The organism is Nitrospira sp. MA-1 (assembly GCA_032139905.1).
Lineage (GTDB): Bacteria > Nitrospirota > Nitrospiria > Nitrospirales > UBA8639 > Nitrospira_E.
The window spans coordinates 403,719-418,640 of the sequence record JAQJDB010000006.1 but is presented as its reverse complement, the minus strand read 5'-3'; the positions used below and the strand labels follow the sequence as shown (position 1 = coordinate 418,640).

General features: G+C 49.4%; 17 protein-coding genes. 13 read left to right on the top strand and 4 right to left on the bottom strand.

The features are described 5' to 3' along the window. Positions 1-2: 2 nt before the first annotated feature. From PJI16_09420 to xerD, 3 genes are all read right to left on the bottom strand, one after another. Positions 3-620, bottom strand: coding sequence for a flavodoxin family protein (locus PJI16_09420; protein MDT3777772.1), 618 nt, complete (start codon positions 618-620; stop codon positions 3-5). Positions 621-725: 105 nt separating this feature from the next. Further along, positions 726-911 (bottom strand): hypothetical protein, encoded by a 186-nt coding sequence (locus PJI16_09415; protein MDT3777771.1) that lies wholly within the window; start codon positions 909-911, stop codon positions 726-728. A gap of 205 nt (positions 912-1,116) precedes the next feature. Continuing rightward, positions 1,117-2,046, bottom strand: coding sequence for a site-specific tyrosine recombinase XerD (gene xerD, locus PJI16_09410; protein MDT3777770.1), 930 nt, complete (start codon positions 2,044-2,046; stop codon positions 1,117-1,119). Between the two features lie 258 nt (positions 2,047-2,304). On the opposite strand from xerD, the gene PJI16_09405 reads away from it, so the two are divergent. The 7 genes from PJI16_09405 to secG all read left to right on the top strand — a co-directional run bounded on the left by PJI16_09405 (position 2,305) and on the right by secG (position 9,665). Continuing rightward, a complete protein-coding gene (locus PJI16_09405; GenBank protein ID MDT3777769.1) occupies positions 2,305-4,245 on the top strand; it encodes an ABC transporter substrate-binding protein in 1,941 nt (646 codons plus the stop codon). Between the two features lie 44 nt (positions 4,246-4,289). Then, on the top strand, positions 4,290-4,973 hold the full coding sequence (locus PJI16_09400) for a site-2 protease family protein (GenBank protein MDT3777768.1): 684 nt from the start codon (positions 4,290-4,292) through the stop codon (positions 4,971-4,973). A gap of 20 nt (positions 4,974-4,993) precedes the next feature. Further along, the gene (gene trpS, locus PJI16_09395) at positions 4,994-5,977 is read left to right on the top strand and encodes a tryptophan--tRNA ligase (protein MDT3777767.1); all 984 of its coding nucleotides are present in this window, start codon (positions 4,994-4,996) and stop codon (positions 5,975-5,977) included. Positions 5,978-6,182: 205 nt separating this feature from the next. Next, positions 6,183-7,184, top strand: coding sequence for a type I glyceraldehyde-3-phosphate dehydrogenase (gene gap / locus PJI16_09390; GenBank protein ID MDT3777766.1), 1,002 nt, complete (start codon positions 6,183-6,185; stop codon positions 7,182-7,184). Positions 7,185-7,259: 75 nt separating this feature from the next. Beyond that, positions 7,260-8,459 (top strand): phosphoglycerate kinase, encoded by a 1,200-nt coding sequence (locus tag PJI16_09385; GenBank protein ID MDT3777765.1) that lies wholly within the window; start codon positions 7,260-7,262, stop codon positions 8,457-8,459. Positions 8,460-8,503: 44 nt separating this feature from the next. Next, positions 8,504-9,262: a triose-phosphate isomerase gene (gene tpiA, locus PJI16_09380; GenBank protein MDT3777764.1), complete on the top strand. Its 759-nt coding sequence runs from the start codon at positions 8,504-8,506 to the stop codon at positions 9,260-9,262. A gap of 31 nt (positions 9,263-9,293) precedes the next feature. Then, complete coding sequence (gene secG / locus PJI16_09375; GenBank protein ID MDT3777763.1) at positions 9,294-9,665, top strand: preprotein translocase subunit SecG; 372 nt, start codon at positions 9,294-9,296, stop codon at positions 9,663-9,665. 94 nt (positions 9,666-9,759) lie between these two features. On the opposite strand, the gene PJI16_09370 is transcribed toward secG, so the two are convergent. After that, positions 9,760-10,674: a branched-chain amino acid transaminase gene (locus PJI16_09370; protein MDT3777762.1), complete on the bottom strand. Its 915-nt coding sequence runs from the start codon at positions 10,672-10,674 to the stop codon at positions 9,760-9,762. A gap of 164 nt (positions 10,675-10,838) precedes the next feature. Between PJI16_09370 and rplU the strand changes: the two genes are divergently transcribed. The 6 genes from rplU (at position 10,839) to rsfS (ending at position 14,855) form a co-directional block, all read left to right on the top strand. Further along, positions 10,839-11,156, top strand: a complete 318-nt coding sequence (rplU, locus tag PJI16_09365) for a 50S ribosomal protein L21 (GenBank protein ID MDT3777761.1) — start codon at positions 10,839-10,841, stop codon at positions 11,154-11,156. A gap of 34 nt (positions 11,157-11,190) precedes the next feature. Continuing rightward, positions 11,191-11,445: a 50S ribosomal protein L27 gene (rpmA, locus tag PJI16_09360; GenBank protein ID MDT3777760.1), complete on the top strand. Its 255-nt coding sequence runs from the start codon at positions 11,191-11,193 to the stop codon at positions 11,443-11,445. Between the two features lie 80 nt (positions 11,446-11,525). Next, a complete protein-coding gene (obgE, locus tag PJI16_09355; GenBank protein MDT3777759.1) occupies positions 11,526-12,545 on the top strand; it encodes a GTPase ObgE in 1,020 nt (339 codons plus the stop codon). Beyond that, positions 12,527-13,663, top strand: a complete 1,137-nt coding sequence (gene proB / locus PJI16_09350) for a glutamate 5-kinase (GenBank protein MDT3777758.1) — start codon at positions 12,527-12,529, stop codon at positions 13,661-13,663. The genes obgE and proB overlap by 19 nt, the downstream gene beginning before the upstream one ends. A gap of 95 nt (positions 13,664-13,758) precedes the next feature. Further along, a complete protein-coding gene (nadD, locus tag PJI16_09345) occupies positions 13,759-14,430 on the top strand; it encodes a nicotinate-nucleotide adenylyltransferase (GenBank protein MDT3777757.1) in 672 nt (223 codons plus the stop codon). Then, complete coding sequence (gene rsfS / locus PJI16_09340) at positions 14,418-14,855, top strand: ribosome silencing factor (protein MDT3777756.1); 438 nt, start codon at positions 14,418-14,420, stop codon at positions 14,853-14,855. Before nadD ends, rsfS begins: the two co-directional genes overlap by 13 nt. Positions 14,856-14,922 lie beyond the last annotated feature (67 nt).

Genomic DNA, 14,922 nt, shown 5'->3' with positions numbered 1-14,922 from the left:
TTTCATGGTTGACCTGGAAGCGACTGTCCTCGCTTGATCATCCCCGCCACTTCAGCCACACGCTTCCCCAAGCCCCAAGCATCGGCCCGCTCCACATCATTAATCCCAGGGCTGTCGCCTTCCGTCGTCGCTGAAGCGCCAAACGCTCCTCCGTCACTCACCACAATCATTTTGTTCCCGAGCATGGCTGCCAGGATGGTCAACATCGTCACCTCTTTCCCGCTGGATACCTGTCCACCCGTGGCAAACGCCGCTCCCACTTTATCGCGCATTTTCCATTCAGGAAACACGCCAAATTCAAACTGCCACCGGTCAAAAAAAGATTTGACTTCACCCGACATGTTGGACCAATAGACAGGCGAACCTACTATGACCGCATCGCTGCCAAACAATTCATCGGCTGTTACCTGTCCTACGGTTTTCAGGAGTACGGTGGTTCCCTTAACCGATTCAGCACCTTTTTTCACGGCCTTGGCCATCTCGGCTGTATGACCGGAAAGGGAATGATAAGTCACTAAAACCTGAAGCCCATGGCTAGCTTGCGGAGGTGTATGGGGAGATGAAGGTTGAGCGAAAACTTGCACACACCCACACCACCAAACAACGGCAAACACAGACACCCAAAGGATACTTCCCCGAAACACCTTCATGAGGAGCATTGAATGGCAAGAAAGGCACCGATTATATTCACCTAAAGAACCTATCTACCAGGAATTCAATCTTGTCTATCGTCGTTCAATTTCCTCGTCTATTTGCTCTTCCACCGACACATGGGTTAATGCCCCTCGATAATCACACTTATGACACCGCACCCGAAACTCCTCCAACCACTTCTCTTGCACAAAATGTTGATGACATTTGGGGCAGGCAAATACCCCTTTCACATAATGCACCTGCTTCCGATACTTCATAACCAACCCCTCCAAATTTTATAAATTAAACTCGATGCTAGCCTGCCACAGGCCTTTTTCCAATTGCAAATTTGGATACCTACGATCCATCTATATGCCAACCTATGGAATACAAACTCAAAGGTTCCCTCTATTCTTTTTGGATAGAGGAAAGCTTACGTGCCTTGGCATAATAACGAAAAAACTGCATGGAGGTTAACCCTGCTCAAGACTCAGAGCCGTTGGGAGCATCAATGACCCTGGTACGTTGTTTTCGGGGAAAATATTGGTCGTGAACCTTTTTGAGACGGGCCTGCTCAACATGGGTATAGATTTGGGTCGTGGCAATGCTGGCATGGCCGAGCATCATTTGGACCGAACGAAGATCGGCCCCATGATCCAATAAATGCGTGGCAAACGAGTGACGGAGCATATGAGGCGAAATGGGCTTGGTGATGCCTGCGCGAGCCGTGCGATCCTTGAGGATTTTCCAAAAACATTGCCGGCTCATGGCCCGACCCAGCCTGGTGAGAAATAACGCCGAAGATGTTCGCTTTTTGACAAAGGCAGGGCGGGAAGACTGCAAATAGGCCGAGACCAATTGGCGTGCCTTATCTCCGATCGGAACGATTCGCTGTTTGTCCCGCTTACCGGTCGCCTGTAAAAATCCGACATCCAGATTGAGATGCGCCATTTCCAGATTGATGAGTTCAGACACCCGAAGACCCGTGGCATACATTAATTCCACCATGGCGGCATCACGAGAATCCTCCCTGGTAGCCATGATAGGCAAATTGAGCAATCTGGTCACCTCCGCCTCGGACAACAATTTCGGCAATTGACTCCATTGCCTTGGGGTCCCTTTCAACATGCCGTCAAAAGTCGGATCGTCCTTTCCCCGCTCAATTGATTTATAAAATCCCCGGACAGAAGCCAGGCACCTGGCAATTGAGGAGGAGGAGAGGCCTTCGCCTTTCAAACTGCTTAAGAATTGAAACCACAACGGCTTGGAAAGATGTGTAGGATCGGCAATATCGTGTGTTCGAAAAAAACCCTCCAGCTTTCTGAGGTCCCGTCGATAGCTCTCAACCGTATTCACGGCATAGCCCTGCTCTACTTGCAACATGGTGAGATAGCGATCGACGAATTCCCTCATCAGCCCTTGATGTCACCCTCATCTATGATTATGGAAGAACTTCAAATTTTTTGATGACCTCGCCGGTCCTGGTCCCGGTCGGGAGATTTTCTCATGTTCTTCTATTTTGGTAAGAGAATTTCCTGATATACTAAACAAGAAAAGTGTTGTCGTCACCGTATTCTGCTCTTGAATAATCCACTCACAAATTTATTCGGGTGTAGGCTGTTTCCATACGGACATTCCCGTCCATTGCCAAAACGTTTAGGTAAATTCCCTTTGACGACTGTCTTATTCAAATATCTGCCACGAATCCTATTGTCTCTCGTACTGGGGAGCTTGGGATCCTTGTTAGACCAGGGATGGTGGCCCTTCATGGGCGGAGGCACCAACCTGGCATTTGCCCAGCAAGCTTCCACCTCCCCACTTCTGGATCAGGCAAGATTGGAGCTGGAAGCAGATAATCCTGCAGCCGCCATCACGACTCTCGAACAGTTGATTGATTCCTTCCCTCCTCCAGAAATCCTGGAAGAGGCCTATCTTTTACAAGCAACCGCACTAAAACACGACCACCAGCCGACTGATGCCCTTACAGTTTTAAAGCAACTCCTGGAAGAATTTCCCTTTTCGCGTTCCACGAACCCCGCTCGTGTTTTGATGGCCGAGCTCTATATCGAGTTAGAAGACTATCGCCCTGCCCTGGATCAATTGTATCAGGCACTGGACTATGCCACTGAGCTCGACCTACGCCGGTCAATATTTCAATTGATCCGTCAAACCGAGTTAGCCAATCACAATCCGCTGGGCGCCGTAAAAGCTTTATTAAATGAAATGAGTCTGGCCGATCAAACAGAACGACTCGAATTAGAAGGCCTCGCTCAATCCCTGATTTTGCAACAGTTAGATGAACCCGCCCTCCAGGAACTGGTGGAAAATTATGCCTCCCGCTATCCAGGTGATATCGCGACCATCAGGTTGATTGAACTGCATACCGCCCACGGAGATGAGGTCCTGGCCGAACGGGACATCCGGGGATTTCTCAAACGTTTTCCCACCCACCCGTATGCTCAAACTGCGATGGCCCTCCTGCAATCATTTATCAGCAAAATCAAATTCCACTCTCATATTGTGGCCGCCGCCTTGCCTTTTTCCGGTCCAATGAAAAACTATGGCACAGATTCGTTAAACGGCATTCGTCTCGCCCTCGAAATCGCCAAGGAACAATGGGGCCTGACCTCGGTTGGACTGGTCGTCAAAGACACCACGACCCTCACCGCCCCGTTACGCGTCGAGATACAACAAATGCTTGAAGAATTTCAGCCGGTTGCCGTTGTGGGCCCCTTGTTATCCCGTGAGATACAGGAACTCGGCCGACTCCCTGATGAAAATGCCATCCCATTTGTCACCCCTTCTTCCACACTCTTGAACGTGCGTCAGTTTGGATCATTTTGGTTTAGTACCGCCATGACCTCATCCGTCCAAGCCAAACGCCTGGTAGAATATGCCATTCTCAAGCTTGGATATCATCGCTTTGGCATTATTTATCCCAAAACAGCGTATGGACGTGAAATGGCTGATATGTTTGCTAAGGAAGTGTTGCACTCCGGCGGGGAAATTATTGCCTCTGAAGGGTATGCCGACGACCAGACCGATATTGGTGAACAATTACGCCACTTGAAGGAAAAAGATCTGGCCACATACGGCACGACCGAAAATGAAAAAACCCGAACCGGGGAGGATCGGGCAGTCTATGTCCCAGGTTTCGACGCCGTATTTGTCCCAGGCCAGCCCGTGCACTTAGCCCTTATTGCCGCACAACTGGCTTTTTATGACATGAATGTGCCGATTTTAGGGGGAAATAGCTGGCATAATCCTGAGTTGTTTCGGTGGGCCAAACATGACCTGGACGGCCATATTTTTGTCGATGGGTTTTTTCCAAACAGCCCTGATCCCAACATTCAGATGTTTGTTCAGCGGTATCGCAGTCAGTTCCAAAAAGAACCATCCCTCTTTGCCTTTCAAGCCTATGATGCGGCAACCATGATTATGGAAACGATCCGCCATGGCGCTCAATCCGGACAGGGGATCTGGGACCAACTTGTGCGACGCTCTGACTTGCCGGCGTTGAGCGGATTTGCCTCTTTTAGTTCGGCTGGTATTCTGAACCGGAGGCTCTATCTACTCCAGGTCAACAATAAGGCGTTTACCCAACTCAACTAAGCGACATGGATTCCCTTTCCTCTTTTCTCTATAACCTCTCTTTCATGCTGGTACCACTCATGGCCGCGGTGGTCTTACACGAATGCGCCCATGGGTGGGTCGCAAATTTCTTTGGAGACCAGACTGCCAAAAACCTGGGACGACTCACCGTCAACCCCCTACCGCACATCGACCTCTATGGAAGCATCATTGTGCCACTGATGTTATCCCTGATTCCGGGAGGGTTCGTCTTTGGTTGGGCCAAACCCGTTCCGGTCAATCCCGCACAACTCCATAACCCCAGACGGGACATGGCGTTTGTGGCCGCTGCCGGACCACTCATGAATTTATTCTTGGCCATTGTCAGCAGCCTGCTGCTCTCCCTGTTCCTCTATCTGGACCCTACGATCCAGGCCAATTGGCCTCCCCAGCCAGGAGTTGAACCACGAAGGGATCTTCTCGGAATGATCCTGGTGCCCCTCACGGCCATGGCCTTGTCTTCCATGATTATTAATATCGTGTTATTTTCCTTCAATCTTCTGCCGGTTCCCCCTTTGGATGGGAGCCGGGTTCTCCGAAGTCTTCTCCCGGTCAAATCTGCGGAAGTCTTAAACCACTTGGAACCCTATGGGATGTTTCTTATTTTGGGGCTCCTGATGCTGAATTCGTATATCCCCATAATAAGCAGCTTTATCGGAATGGTGTTTCAGATATTTCAACGCCTCTTTTTACCTACATTTATCACTTAACTCGAACCGGAATACTGACTATGACCACACGAGTGCTCAGCGGCATGCAACCAAGCGGGCTCATGCATTTAGGCAATCTTCTTGGGGCGCTGGAAAATTGGAAATCCCTACAAACCCAATATGAATGTTATTTTTTTGTGGCCGATTGGCATGCTATGTCGACGAATTATGCCGACACCAGCCGGATTAAAGAATTCACACAGGAATTACTGATTGATTGGCTGGCAGCCGGTATTGATCCGGATCGGGCGACGGTGTTTGTCCAATCCGGCATTCCCGAACATGCTATTCTCCACTTGCTTTTCTCTATGATTGTGCCAGTTCCCTGGTTGGAGCGAAATCCTACCTATAAGGAAAAACAGGACGAAATTAAAGAAAAAGATCTCTCCACCTATGGGTTTTTAGGCTATCCCGTGCTACAGGCTGCAGACATTTTGTTATACAAACCCGATATTGTCCCGGTCGGGAAGGATCAGCTTCCCCATCTAGAACTCACGCGGGAAATAGGACGCCGATTCAACAATCTCTATTCACCCGTGTTTCCCGAGCCCAAGGAACATCTCACACAGTTTCCCAAAGTCATGGGTACCGACGGACGAAAAATGAGCAAAAGTTACGGCAATACGATCAATCTTTCCGATACCGAGCCGGTCGTTCGAAAAAAGCTCAAAACCATGGTGACGGATCCGGCACGCGTTCGCCGGACCGACAAGGGCAATCCCGATATCTGTCCGGTATTCGACTTCCACAAAATTTATTCATCTGCCGACGTCATCAAACAGGTCGACCGGGATTGCCGCACCGCCGCCATTGGATGCATCGATTGTAAGCAACAAGTTGCCGACGCCATGGTGGAACGCTACGGACCTATGTGGGACAAACGGGCCACCATCCTTCAACATCCCGAACAGACGCAGGAAATGGTCGAAGAAGGACGAAAACGCGCCTCTCACGTGGCGCACGAGACGATGCAGGAAGTGAAAACCGCCATGAAAATTCTCTAGCAATCTCAAATCGCCCAATCCGCGAGAACCTTCCGAAGAAAAATTCCTCTACTACACAAAGGATAATGGCCCTCACAACCAAGGAAAACGGGGAATTTTCTTGAGCCTGCCTTGTGATATTTTCTTGACTTCATGCTATTGTGAAATTACGATCCTATGCCTATGGAAGATTCCCTTATTCTCATTTAGTTAGGTGTATCAAACTATGAGTATCCGCGTTGCCATTAATGGGTTTGGTCGCATCGGAAGAAATTTTTTCCGGACCTGTTTCAATGATCCTGCCATCGAAATTGTGGCCATCAATGACCTGACTGATTCAAAAACTCTGGCCCATCTTTTGACCTATGACTCGATTCACGGAAAATTTCAAGCGGATGTCCAATGTGGACCGGACTTTCTGACAGTCAATGGGAAACAGACTCAGATCCTGGCCATCAAAGACCCTCAGGCCTTGCCATGGAAAGAACACCAGATTGATTTCGTCATTGAATCCACCGGTCGATTTACCGACCGAAAGGGAGCGGGACTGCACATATCCGCCGGAGCGAAACGGGTCATTATCTCAGCACCCGCCAAAGACCCGGATATCACAATTGTATTAGGAGTGAATGACTCCAACTACAACCCTCAGCAACATACCATCATATCCAACGCCTCTTGTACGACGAATTGTCTTGCTCCTGTTTCGAAGGTTCTTTTACAGGAATTCGGCATCCGGCATGGGTTCATGACCACCATCCATTCTTATACCAACGATCAACAATTGCTTGATTTGCCTCATAAGGATTTACGACGGGCCCGGGCCGCCAATTTATCCATGATTCCCACATCCACCGGAGCGGCCAAAGCTTTGTACCTGGTCATCCCGGAATTAAAAGGGAAAATTGACGGCGTAGCCATTCGAGTGCCAACTCCAAATGTGTCGCTCATTGATCTTTCTGTTGAAGTCGAACGAGATTGTGATGCGGAACTGGTGAACGCGGCCTTTCAACAAGCTGCTCAGAGTTCGCTAAAAGGGTACTTGCAGGTCTCTGAAGCTCCCATTGTTTCAAGTGATCTCAATGGGTGTTCATACTCAGCCACCGTGGACACACCTCTCACTTCAGTCATTGATAAACGGCTCGTCAAAGTGTTTGCCTGGTATGACAATGAATGGGGGTATTCATGCCGCTTGCACGACCTGATCAAGGTTCTTGCTCAACATTGATACATTCGCATTCATTAAGGAACATCCGGCTTTCCCCCGACAAGCAGCCATCAACACCGGAAGGGAAAGGAAGGCATGAAGCACCTTAAAAAACAAACGATTGATCAGGTTGACCTTCGGAACAAACGCGTACTCATACGCGTGGATTTTAATGTTCCACTTGATGAAGCCTGCCAAATCACTGACGATTCCAGGATTAGGGCGGCCCTTCCAACCATCAACCGTGCAGTGGATGAAAACGCTGTCGTCATTCTTTGCTCTCATTTAGGACGCCCAAAGGGAACCATCGACCAGTCGCTCAGCCTGGCTCCCGTCGCCAAGCGGCTCCAGCGACTGTTGAATAAACCGGTCGAATTTGTTGGCGATTGCATCGGGCCGGCAGTTGAGGCGGTCGTCAATAAAGCCAAACCCGGCGATGTGGTCGTATTAGAAAACCTGCGCTTTCATCCGGAAGAAGAAAAAAACGACGACCAATTCTCAGCACAATTGGCCTCGTTGGCAGATGTGTACATCAATGACGCATTTGGAACCGCCCACCGGTCTCATGCCTCAACCGTTGGCATCACCAAATATGTCAAAGTATCCGCAGCAGGATTTCTGATGAAACGGGAAGTCGAAGCCTTGGAAGGCACGGTGGAGAACCCCGTTCGTCCGTTTGTAGCCATTTTGGGAGGGGCAAAAGTTTCTGGGAAAATCGGGGTCATTGAAAATCTTGGCAAGGTGGTTGATAAAGTCATCATCGGTGGCGGCATGGCCTTTACCTTTATCAAAGCCATGGGTTTGGAGATCGGCCAATCTCTCGTCGAAAAAGATATGCTGGATTTTGCCAAACGCATTCACGAACAGGCGATGGCTCAAAAAATTAAATTTTATCTCCCCGTGGATTGTGTCGTGGCCGCAAGCCTCGATCCTGAAGCGGAAACAAAAATTGTCCCGGTACAGGAAATCCCCGCTGGCTGGTATGGCATGGACATCGGGCCGGCCTCAGTACGCCTTTTCAGCGAAGCGGTCGAAAACGCCAAAACGATTTTGTGGAATGGCCCCATGGGAGTCTTTGAGCGGGATGCATTTTCCCGCGGGACCTATGCAATGGCCCATTCTGTGGCCAATGCCTATGCCAAGACGATAGTAGGAGGTGGGGATACGGCTCTCGCCGTGTATCGAGCAGGAGAATCGGAAAGTATGTCCTTCATTTCCACCGGTGGTGGTGCCGCACTCCAACTCCTGGAAGGCAAGCATATGCCGGGACTTGCAGCCTTACCCGATCGTTTTTGATCTCAGCGACCCGCTTTTTTTCTTCCAAAAATTAAGAGGTCCCCATGTTGCGTCGATTCATTGTCGGCAATTGGAAAATGCACAAGACCATTTCCCAGGCCAAGTCGCTGGTGAAGGATATTCTCCGGATGTATCAACCACAGGCCTCGGTAGAATTGGCCATCGCTCCCCCATTCATTTCGTTGCCCGCAGTTTCAAGCCTGCTGGATTCCACACCAATCAAATTGGCCGCACAAAATACCTGTGCAAATGACGAAGGCGCCTTTACCGGAGAAATTTCGCCCCCCATGTTACGGGACGTGGGTTGTCACTATGTCATTATTGGGCATTCCGAACGACGCCATATTTTCGGAGAAACCGACCAGGATATTAACAAAAAAGTCCACGCCGTCCTCCACCATGCCCTGTTACCAATATTATGTGTCGGGGAACGTCTGGAAGAACGCCAATCCAATAAAACGCAGGCAGTCATTCAACATCAATTACAAAACGGCCTCAAGGGTCTCGAATCAAACGATCTAGCAAAAATCACCATCGCCTACGAACCGGTCTGGGCCATTGGAACCGGCCAGGCGGCTACTGTCGACCAGGCGACCGAAGTCCATGGAGAAATCAGGTCCTTTCTTGCCACGCAATGGGGCATCAAACCCAATCAAACCAGAATCATTTACGGGGGGAGCGTGACCAAGGAAAATGCCAAAAGCCTCTTTCAATCTCCACAAATAAATGGGGCTCTCGTGGGAAAAGCTTGTTTGGATTCAGAATCCTTTGTTAAGATAGCCGCATTAGCTACTGACAATTAACCATAAACACGGCAATAAACGCGCACACATTATGTATACTTTGACTGTCATTCTTCATATCATAGTTTGTTTTCTCATGATTGCCGCCATCTTGCTCCAAGCAGGAAAAGGCGCTGAGATCGGCGCATCGTTTGGGGGATCTTCTCAAACGGTGTTTGGAAGTCGAGGCCCCGGTACGTTTTTGAGTAAAATCACCGTGGGAGCGGCTATTGTGTTTATGCTGACATCCCTAAGCCTGGCTCTACTTTCTAAACAGGCCAACACTTCGTCCACAGTGATAGATCTTCACCCAACCTCCCATCATGAATCGTCTTCTCCGTCGACTCCTGCGGCAACTCCTCCAACGGAAACCGACGCAGTTGATCCAGCAGCAGAGACGACTGCCCCCCAGACAACTCCATAAACTATTTCCTTTGGTGAGTCGGCAACTACTTTAACAGCTGGAAAACTGGTGGAATGGCCCATGGTCATGAGGCCACCTGTTGGAAGCGAAACTCCTAAATAGGAGTCAGCCAATTGGCATAAGCCGCATTTTCGCCACGCACAATTCTAAAGAAATCATCCTGCAGCGATTTTGTGAGAGGCCCTGGCTTACCTTCGCCAATTTTTCGATCATCCAATTCGCGAACGGGTGTAACCTCGGCAGCTGTTCCGGTGAGAAATATTTCGTCTGCTACATACATCGCATCCCTGGTAAACCGTTCCTCAATCACCGGGATTTTTTGGGCTCTCGCCAATTCAAGAATCGAATTCCGGGTAATCCCGTCAAGGATAGAGGTCAAGGGAGTCGTTTTTAAGACCCCCTTTTTCACAATAAACACGTTTTCTCCTGTCCCCTCAGCGACATAACCATCAGGATCAAGGAGAATACATTCGGCATATCCAGACTTCTTTGCTTCCCATTTGGCTAAAATCGAATTAACGTAATATCCGGATATTTTTGCCCGAGTCATGGATACATTCACATGATGCCGGGTGAAGGATGAAATTTTTGCCCTGATGCCTTGCGCCAGCGCATCCTCCCCTAAATACGACCCCCATGGCCAAGCCGCAATAGCCAAACGAATCGGGTTGTCACCAGGGTACACTCCCATCGCGCCATAGCCCACATACGCGATGGGGCGGATATAGCACGAAACTAATTGATTAACTCGAACCGTCTCAACAATAGCATCCGACACTTCTTTTTTGGTAAAAGGCATGGGCATCATGGTGATATGGGCAGACTCAAACAGCCGGTCGACATGCTCCTCTAACCGAAAGATGCTTGATCCGGTCACGCCTTCATAACAACGGATCCCCTCAAATGCTGCGAGACCATAATGGAGAGAATGAGTAAGAACATGGACCGAGGCCTCATCCCAGTCGACAAGAGCTCCATCCATCCAGATTTTTTTTGACACAGTCCCCATAGAAATACTTCTCCGATTGACATAAGCTTTAAAAAAATTAGGCGTGGGTGCCAAGGGCATCACGAATTTTTTTCCAGACACGAAGAACGCGTGATGATATACTAAAATCTTGACATAAATGTAAACATACTGGCAAAATGCGTGTTTGTTAAGGAGCTAAACATATGTATGCAATTATCGAAACAGGTGGAAAACAATACCGGGCTGAACCGAACGGTATACTACAAATCGAGTCCCTTGAAGGGGATGTTGGATCAATCATCCAATTTGACTCAGTGCGATTTGTCCAAACGGACCAAGCACCGATTGTCGGCTCTCCCATGATCTCAGATGCAGTGGTCAAAGGGGAGATTATCCGACATGCGCGAACCCGGTCCATTACCATTTTCAAAAAGAAACGGCGTAAGAACTATCGAAGGACCAAGGGCCATCGTCAGGGATTCACGCAGGTTCGAATCACTGAAATTGTGGCATCTGCTTAACATTGGTCTTTGAAATTCTTTGGAGGTTTGACTCATGGCACATAAAAAAGGCGGCGGATCATCCCGCAACGGTCGCGATAGCAATCCACAATATTTAGGCGTCAAAGCCTATGCCGGTGAAAAGGTGACTGGCGGAAGTATTATCGTTCGTCAACGCGGAACGAAATTCTTTCCTGGGACAAATGTCGGACTTGGAAGCGACTACACACTCTTTGCCAAAGTAGACGGGATCGTTAAGTTTGAAGGAGGAATCGCCCGCCGCAAGGTGAGCGTGTATCCTCCCGTCTAGCTTCCCTTCCCGTTTCCTGCTTTTTTCAATTCATCTTCTTCATTTGTCTCTTGTAAGTCCGCTAGGATTTAAGGATCAGTATGTTTATTGATCAAGCACGGATATTCATCAAAGCGGGTGACGGTGGCACCGGACACTGCAGCTTTCGACGAGAAAAATTTGCTGAATTTGGTGGTCCCAATGGTGGCGACGGTGGTGATGGAGGAGACGTGGTGTTTGTGGCCTCCAATAGAGTCTCAACCTTGCTCGACTTGCGATATCAAAAACACTACGAGGCCACGTCCGGCGTCAGAGGCCTCAAGACGAACTGCCACGGAGCCAATGGCTCAGATATCCTGATTGCCCTTCCTGTCGGAACTCTCGTGAAAACCGAGGACGGCGACATCATTGCCGATCTTATTGCAGAAGGACAAACCGCCATTGTGGCCAAAGGAGGCAAAGGCGGAAAGGGCAATGCACGTTTTGCCACGTCAACAAATCGAGCGCCACGTCAATTCGAACCAGGGACCCCTGGCGAAGAGCGATGGGTGAATCTGGAGTTAAAACTGTTAGCCGATGTCGGTTTGGTGGGCTTTCCAAACGCCGGCAAATCCACTTTGATTTCAGCGATCTCTTCTGCCCATCCAGAAATTGCCAGTTACCCGTTCACGACTCTTCGACCTCATTTGGGAGTGGTGGAATGGATGGAGCATTCGTCATTTGTCGTCGCCGACATTCCAGGATTGATTGAAGGCGCTCATGAGGGGAAAGGGTTAGGAATTAAATTCCTGCGACATATCCAGCGAACCGCCTTTTTGTTATATCTGGTCGATATCACCGAATGGATTTCAGAAGATCCCATTGTGATCGTGGAAACGCTACAAAGAGAACTCCAGGCCTTTGACCCCGAACTCCTTGAACGACCGTTTGCCATCGTGGCCACAAAAATTGATTCACAGGGAAACGGGCAGCACTTGGAAGCTCTACGGGAGTATTGTTCCACACACCACTATCCATTCTTTCCCATTTCGGCCGTGACCAGGGAAGGCCTCCCATCACTTGTGACCTATTTAGGGAACGCCGTTCTGGAAGCAAAGACTTCATGCACGAGCAAGTGCTAGCGGCGTGTAAGAAGATCGTCGTCAAAGTTGGAAGCAGCCTGGTGGCTTCTTCGCAGGGCGGTTTACGTCTCGACCGTATTAACCGTTTAACCCAGGAATTGGGCACCCTGCAGACTCAGAATCGACAGATTGTCGTGGTTTCCTCCGGGGCCATCGTTGCCGGCATCGCACACCTCGGCATTTCTTCTTATCCCACTGAATTACCCCTTCAGCAGGCCGCCGCTGCCGTCGGACAAAGCCGCCTCATGCAAGCCTATGAGATGGCGTTTGAAGACACGAAAAACAAGATTGCCCAGGTTCTCTTAACTCACCAGGATTTATCCAACCGTCGACGATTTTTGAATGCGCGTCATACCTTGAATACCCTTATTCAGCTAGGAGTCATTCCGATTATCAATGAAAATGACACTGTGGCGATCGACGAAATCAGATTTGGGGACAACGATACCCTCGCTGGAGAAGTGGCCCACCTAGTCGACGCAGATCTCCTGGTGATTCTATCCGATGTCGATGGGCTCTATAGCCAGGATCCTCACCTCAATCCTTCGGCGGAATTAATCCCTCTGGTTGCCAACGTCACCAAGGACATTGAAGACCTTGCGGGATCTTCTCGAACACAAGCCAGCCGTGGAGGCATGGTCACCAAGATTAAAGCCGCCAAGCAGGCAGGACGCTTTGGGGTCCCTACCCTCTTATTAAATGGAGAAACTCCCAATGCCCTAGTAGAGGCCCTTAACGGAAAGCCCGGAGGAACGTTTTTTGCGTCAGACCAATCACCCCTGACCAGTCGAAAGCAGTGGATTGCCTATACGCTTCGACCAAAAGGGGAACTCCGTTTGGACGAAGGGGCCGTGGCCGCACTCACCCTTCGAGGAAAAAGTTTATTACCCTCAGGCATTCTGGACATCACAGGCATCTTTCTGACAGGAGACCCCATCACATGCGCTACCCGGGAGGGAATGACCTTCGCGCAGGGACTCACAAATTATTCTGCCGAAACCCTCCACCGCATCAAGGGGAAAAAAACATCAGACATCAGGCAACTCCTGGGCACATTGGAGTATGAGGAAGTCATTCACCGGGACAATCTGGTCCTGACTGAGCCGCAGGCTTCATAAGCGACATGACTCTCAGCTATACAAAAATCTTCCCTGGTATAGGGATAGATCGCAGTTTTTCTTTCTAAAATGACACATGAGAACATTCTAGACTGATGTTTATCGGCCTCTTAGGCGGCTCATTCAATCCCATCCATAATGGGCATTTGCATATTGCCCAATATGTCCACAACAAGATCCACCTTGATCGGATCATTTTCGTCCCGACAGGGGATCCTCCACACAAACCATCAGACTCACTTGCGCCAGCCCAACATCGATTAGAAATGGTGAAGCAGGCGATTGCCCCGTTTCCCTACTGCACGGTATCCGATCACGAAATCCAATCAACGGCAGTGTCCTACAGTGTCGACACCGTCACACATTTCAAAAAAGAATTCCCGGAAGGAACGGAATTGGGGTTTATTCTGGGGCTGGATGCTTTTCTCGATTTCTGCAGTTGGAGGAACGTGGACCATTTGCTCACCCTCTGTCATTTTATCGTCTGCTCAAGACCAGGGGTTTCCTTCACACAACTTCAATCCCTGCCGTTCATTCCTGCGACAAAGCCTCAAGCATTTCAAAACCTTGATGAACAGGACACAACGCGTCTGGACATCATTCTTCCTTCCGGCAAGACCATTTATCTCCTATCCATCCCGCCATGTGAGATATCGGCCTCGACGATTAGGGAGCACCTGGCCCTTGGCTCTTCCGTAAGCCATTGGTTGCCGCCCACCGTGGAGTCCTATATAATTCAGCAACGATTGTACCAATGGCCCGTCTAACACCACCGAAATCATCTCCTACCCTCGAACAAGCGGTCTTCATCGCTCAAGCGGCTCAAGAAAAGCAAGCAGGAGAGGTGTTGGTGCTTGACGTGGGATCGATGACGTCAATAGCAGACTATTTCGTCTTTGCATCTGGCGATTCAGTACCTCAAGTACGTGGGATTACCTCGTTTATTGAAAAGGTCATGTCCACACGCTATGAAATAAGCCCCGAGATCGAGGGAAAAGAAACGGCCAATTGGATATTACTCGACTATGGAGACATCATCGTCCATATATTTAAGTCAGATATCCGGAAGTATTATGCCTTGGAAAGCATGTGGTCGGACGCTCCACAAATTTCTATTCCTGAAAGCCGCACACCCTTTCCGCAGGTAGCACGAGCGCCAAAAGCACCCGCCAAAGTCGCCAGGCTTTCCTAAGTTATATAGAATTTCACCCTTGGACCCCAGGTTCGTAATCGAAAATATTAAGAAAAAGTAAGGGAGA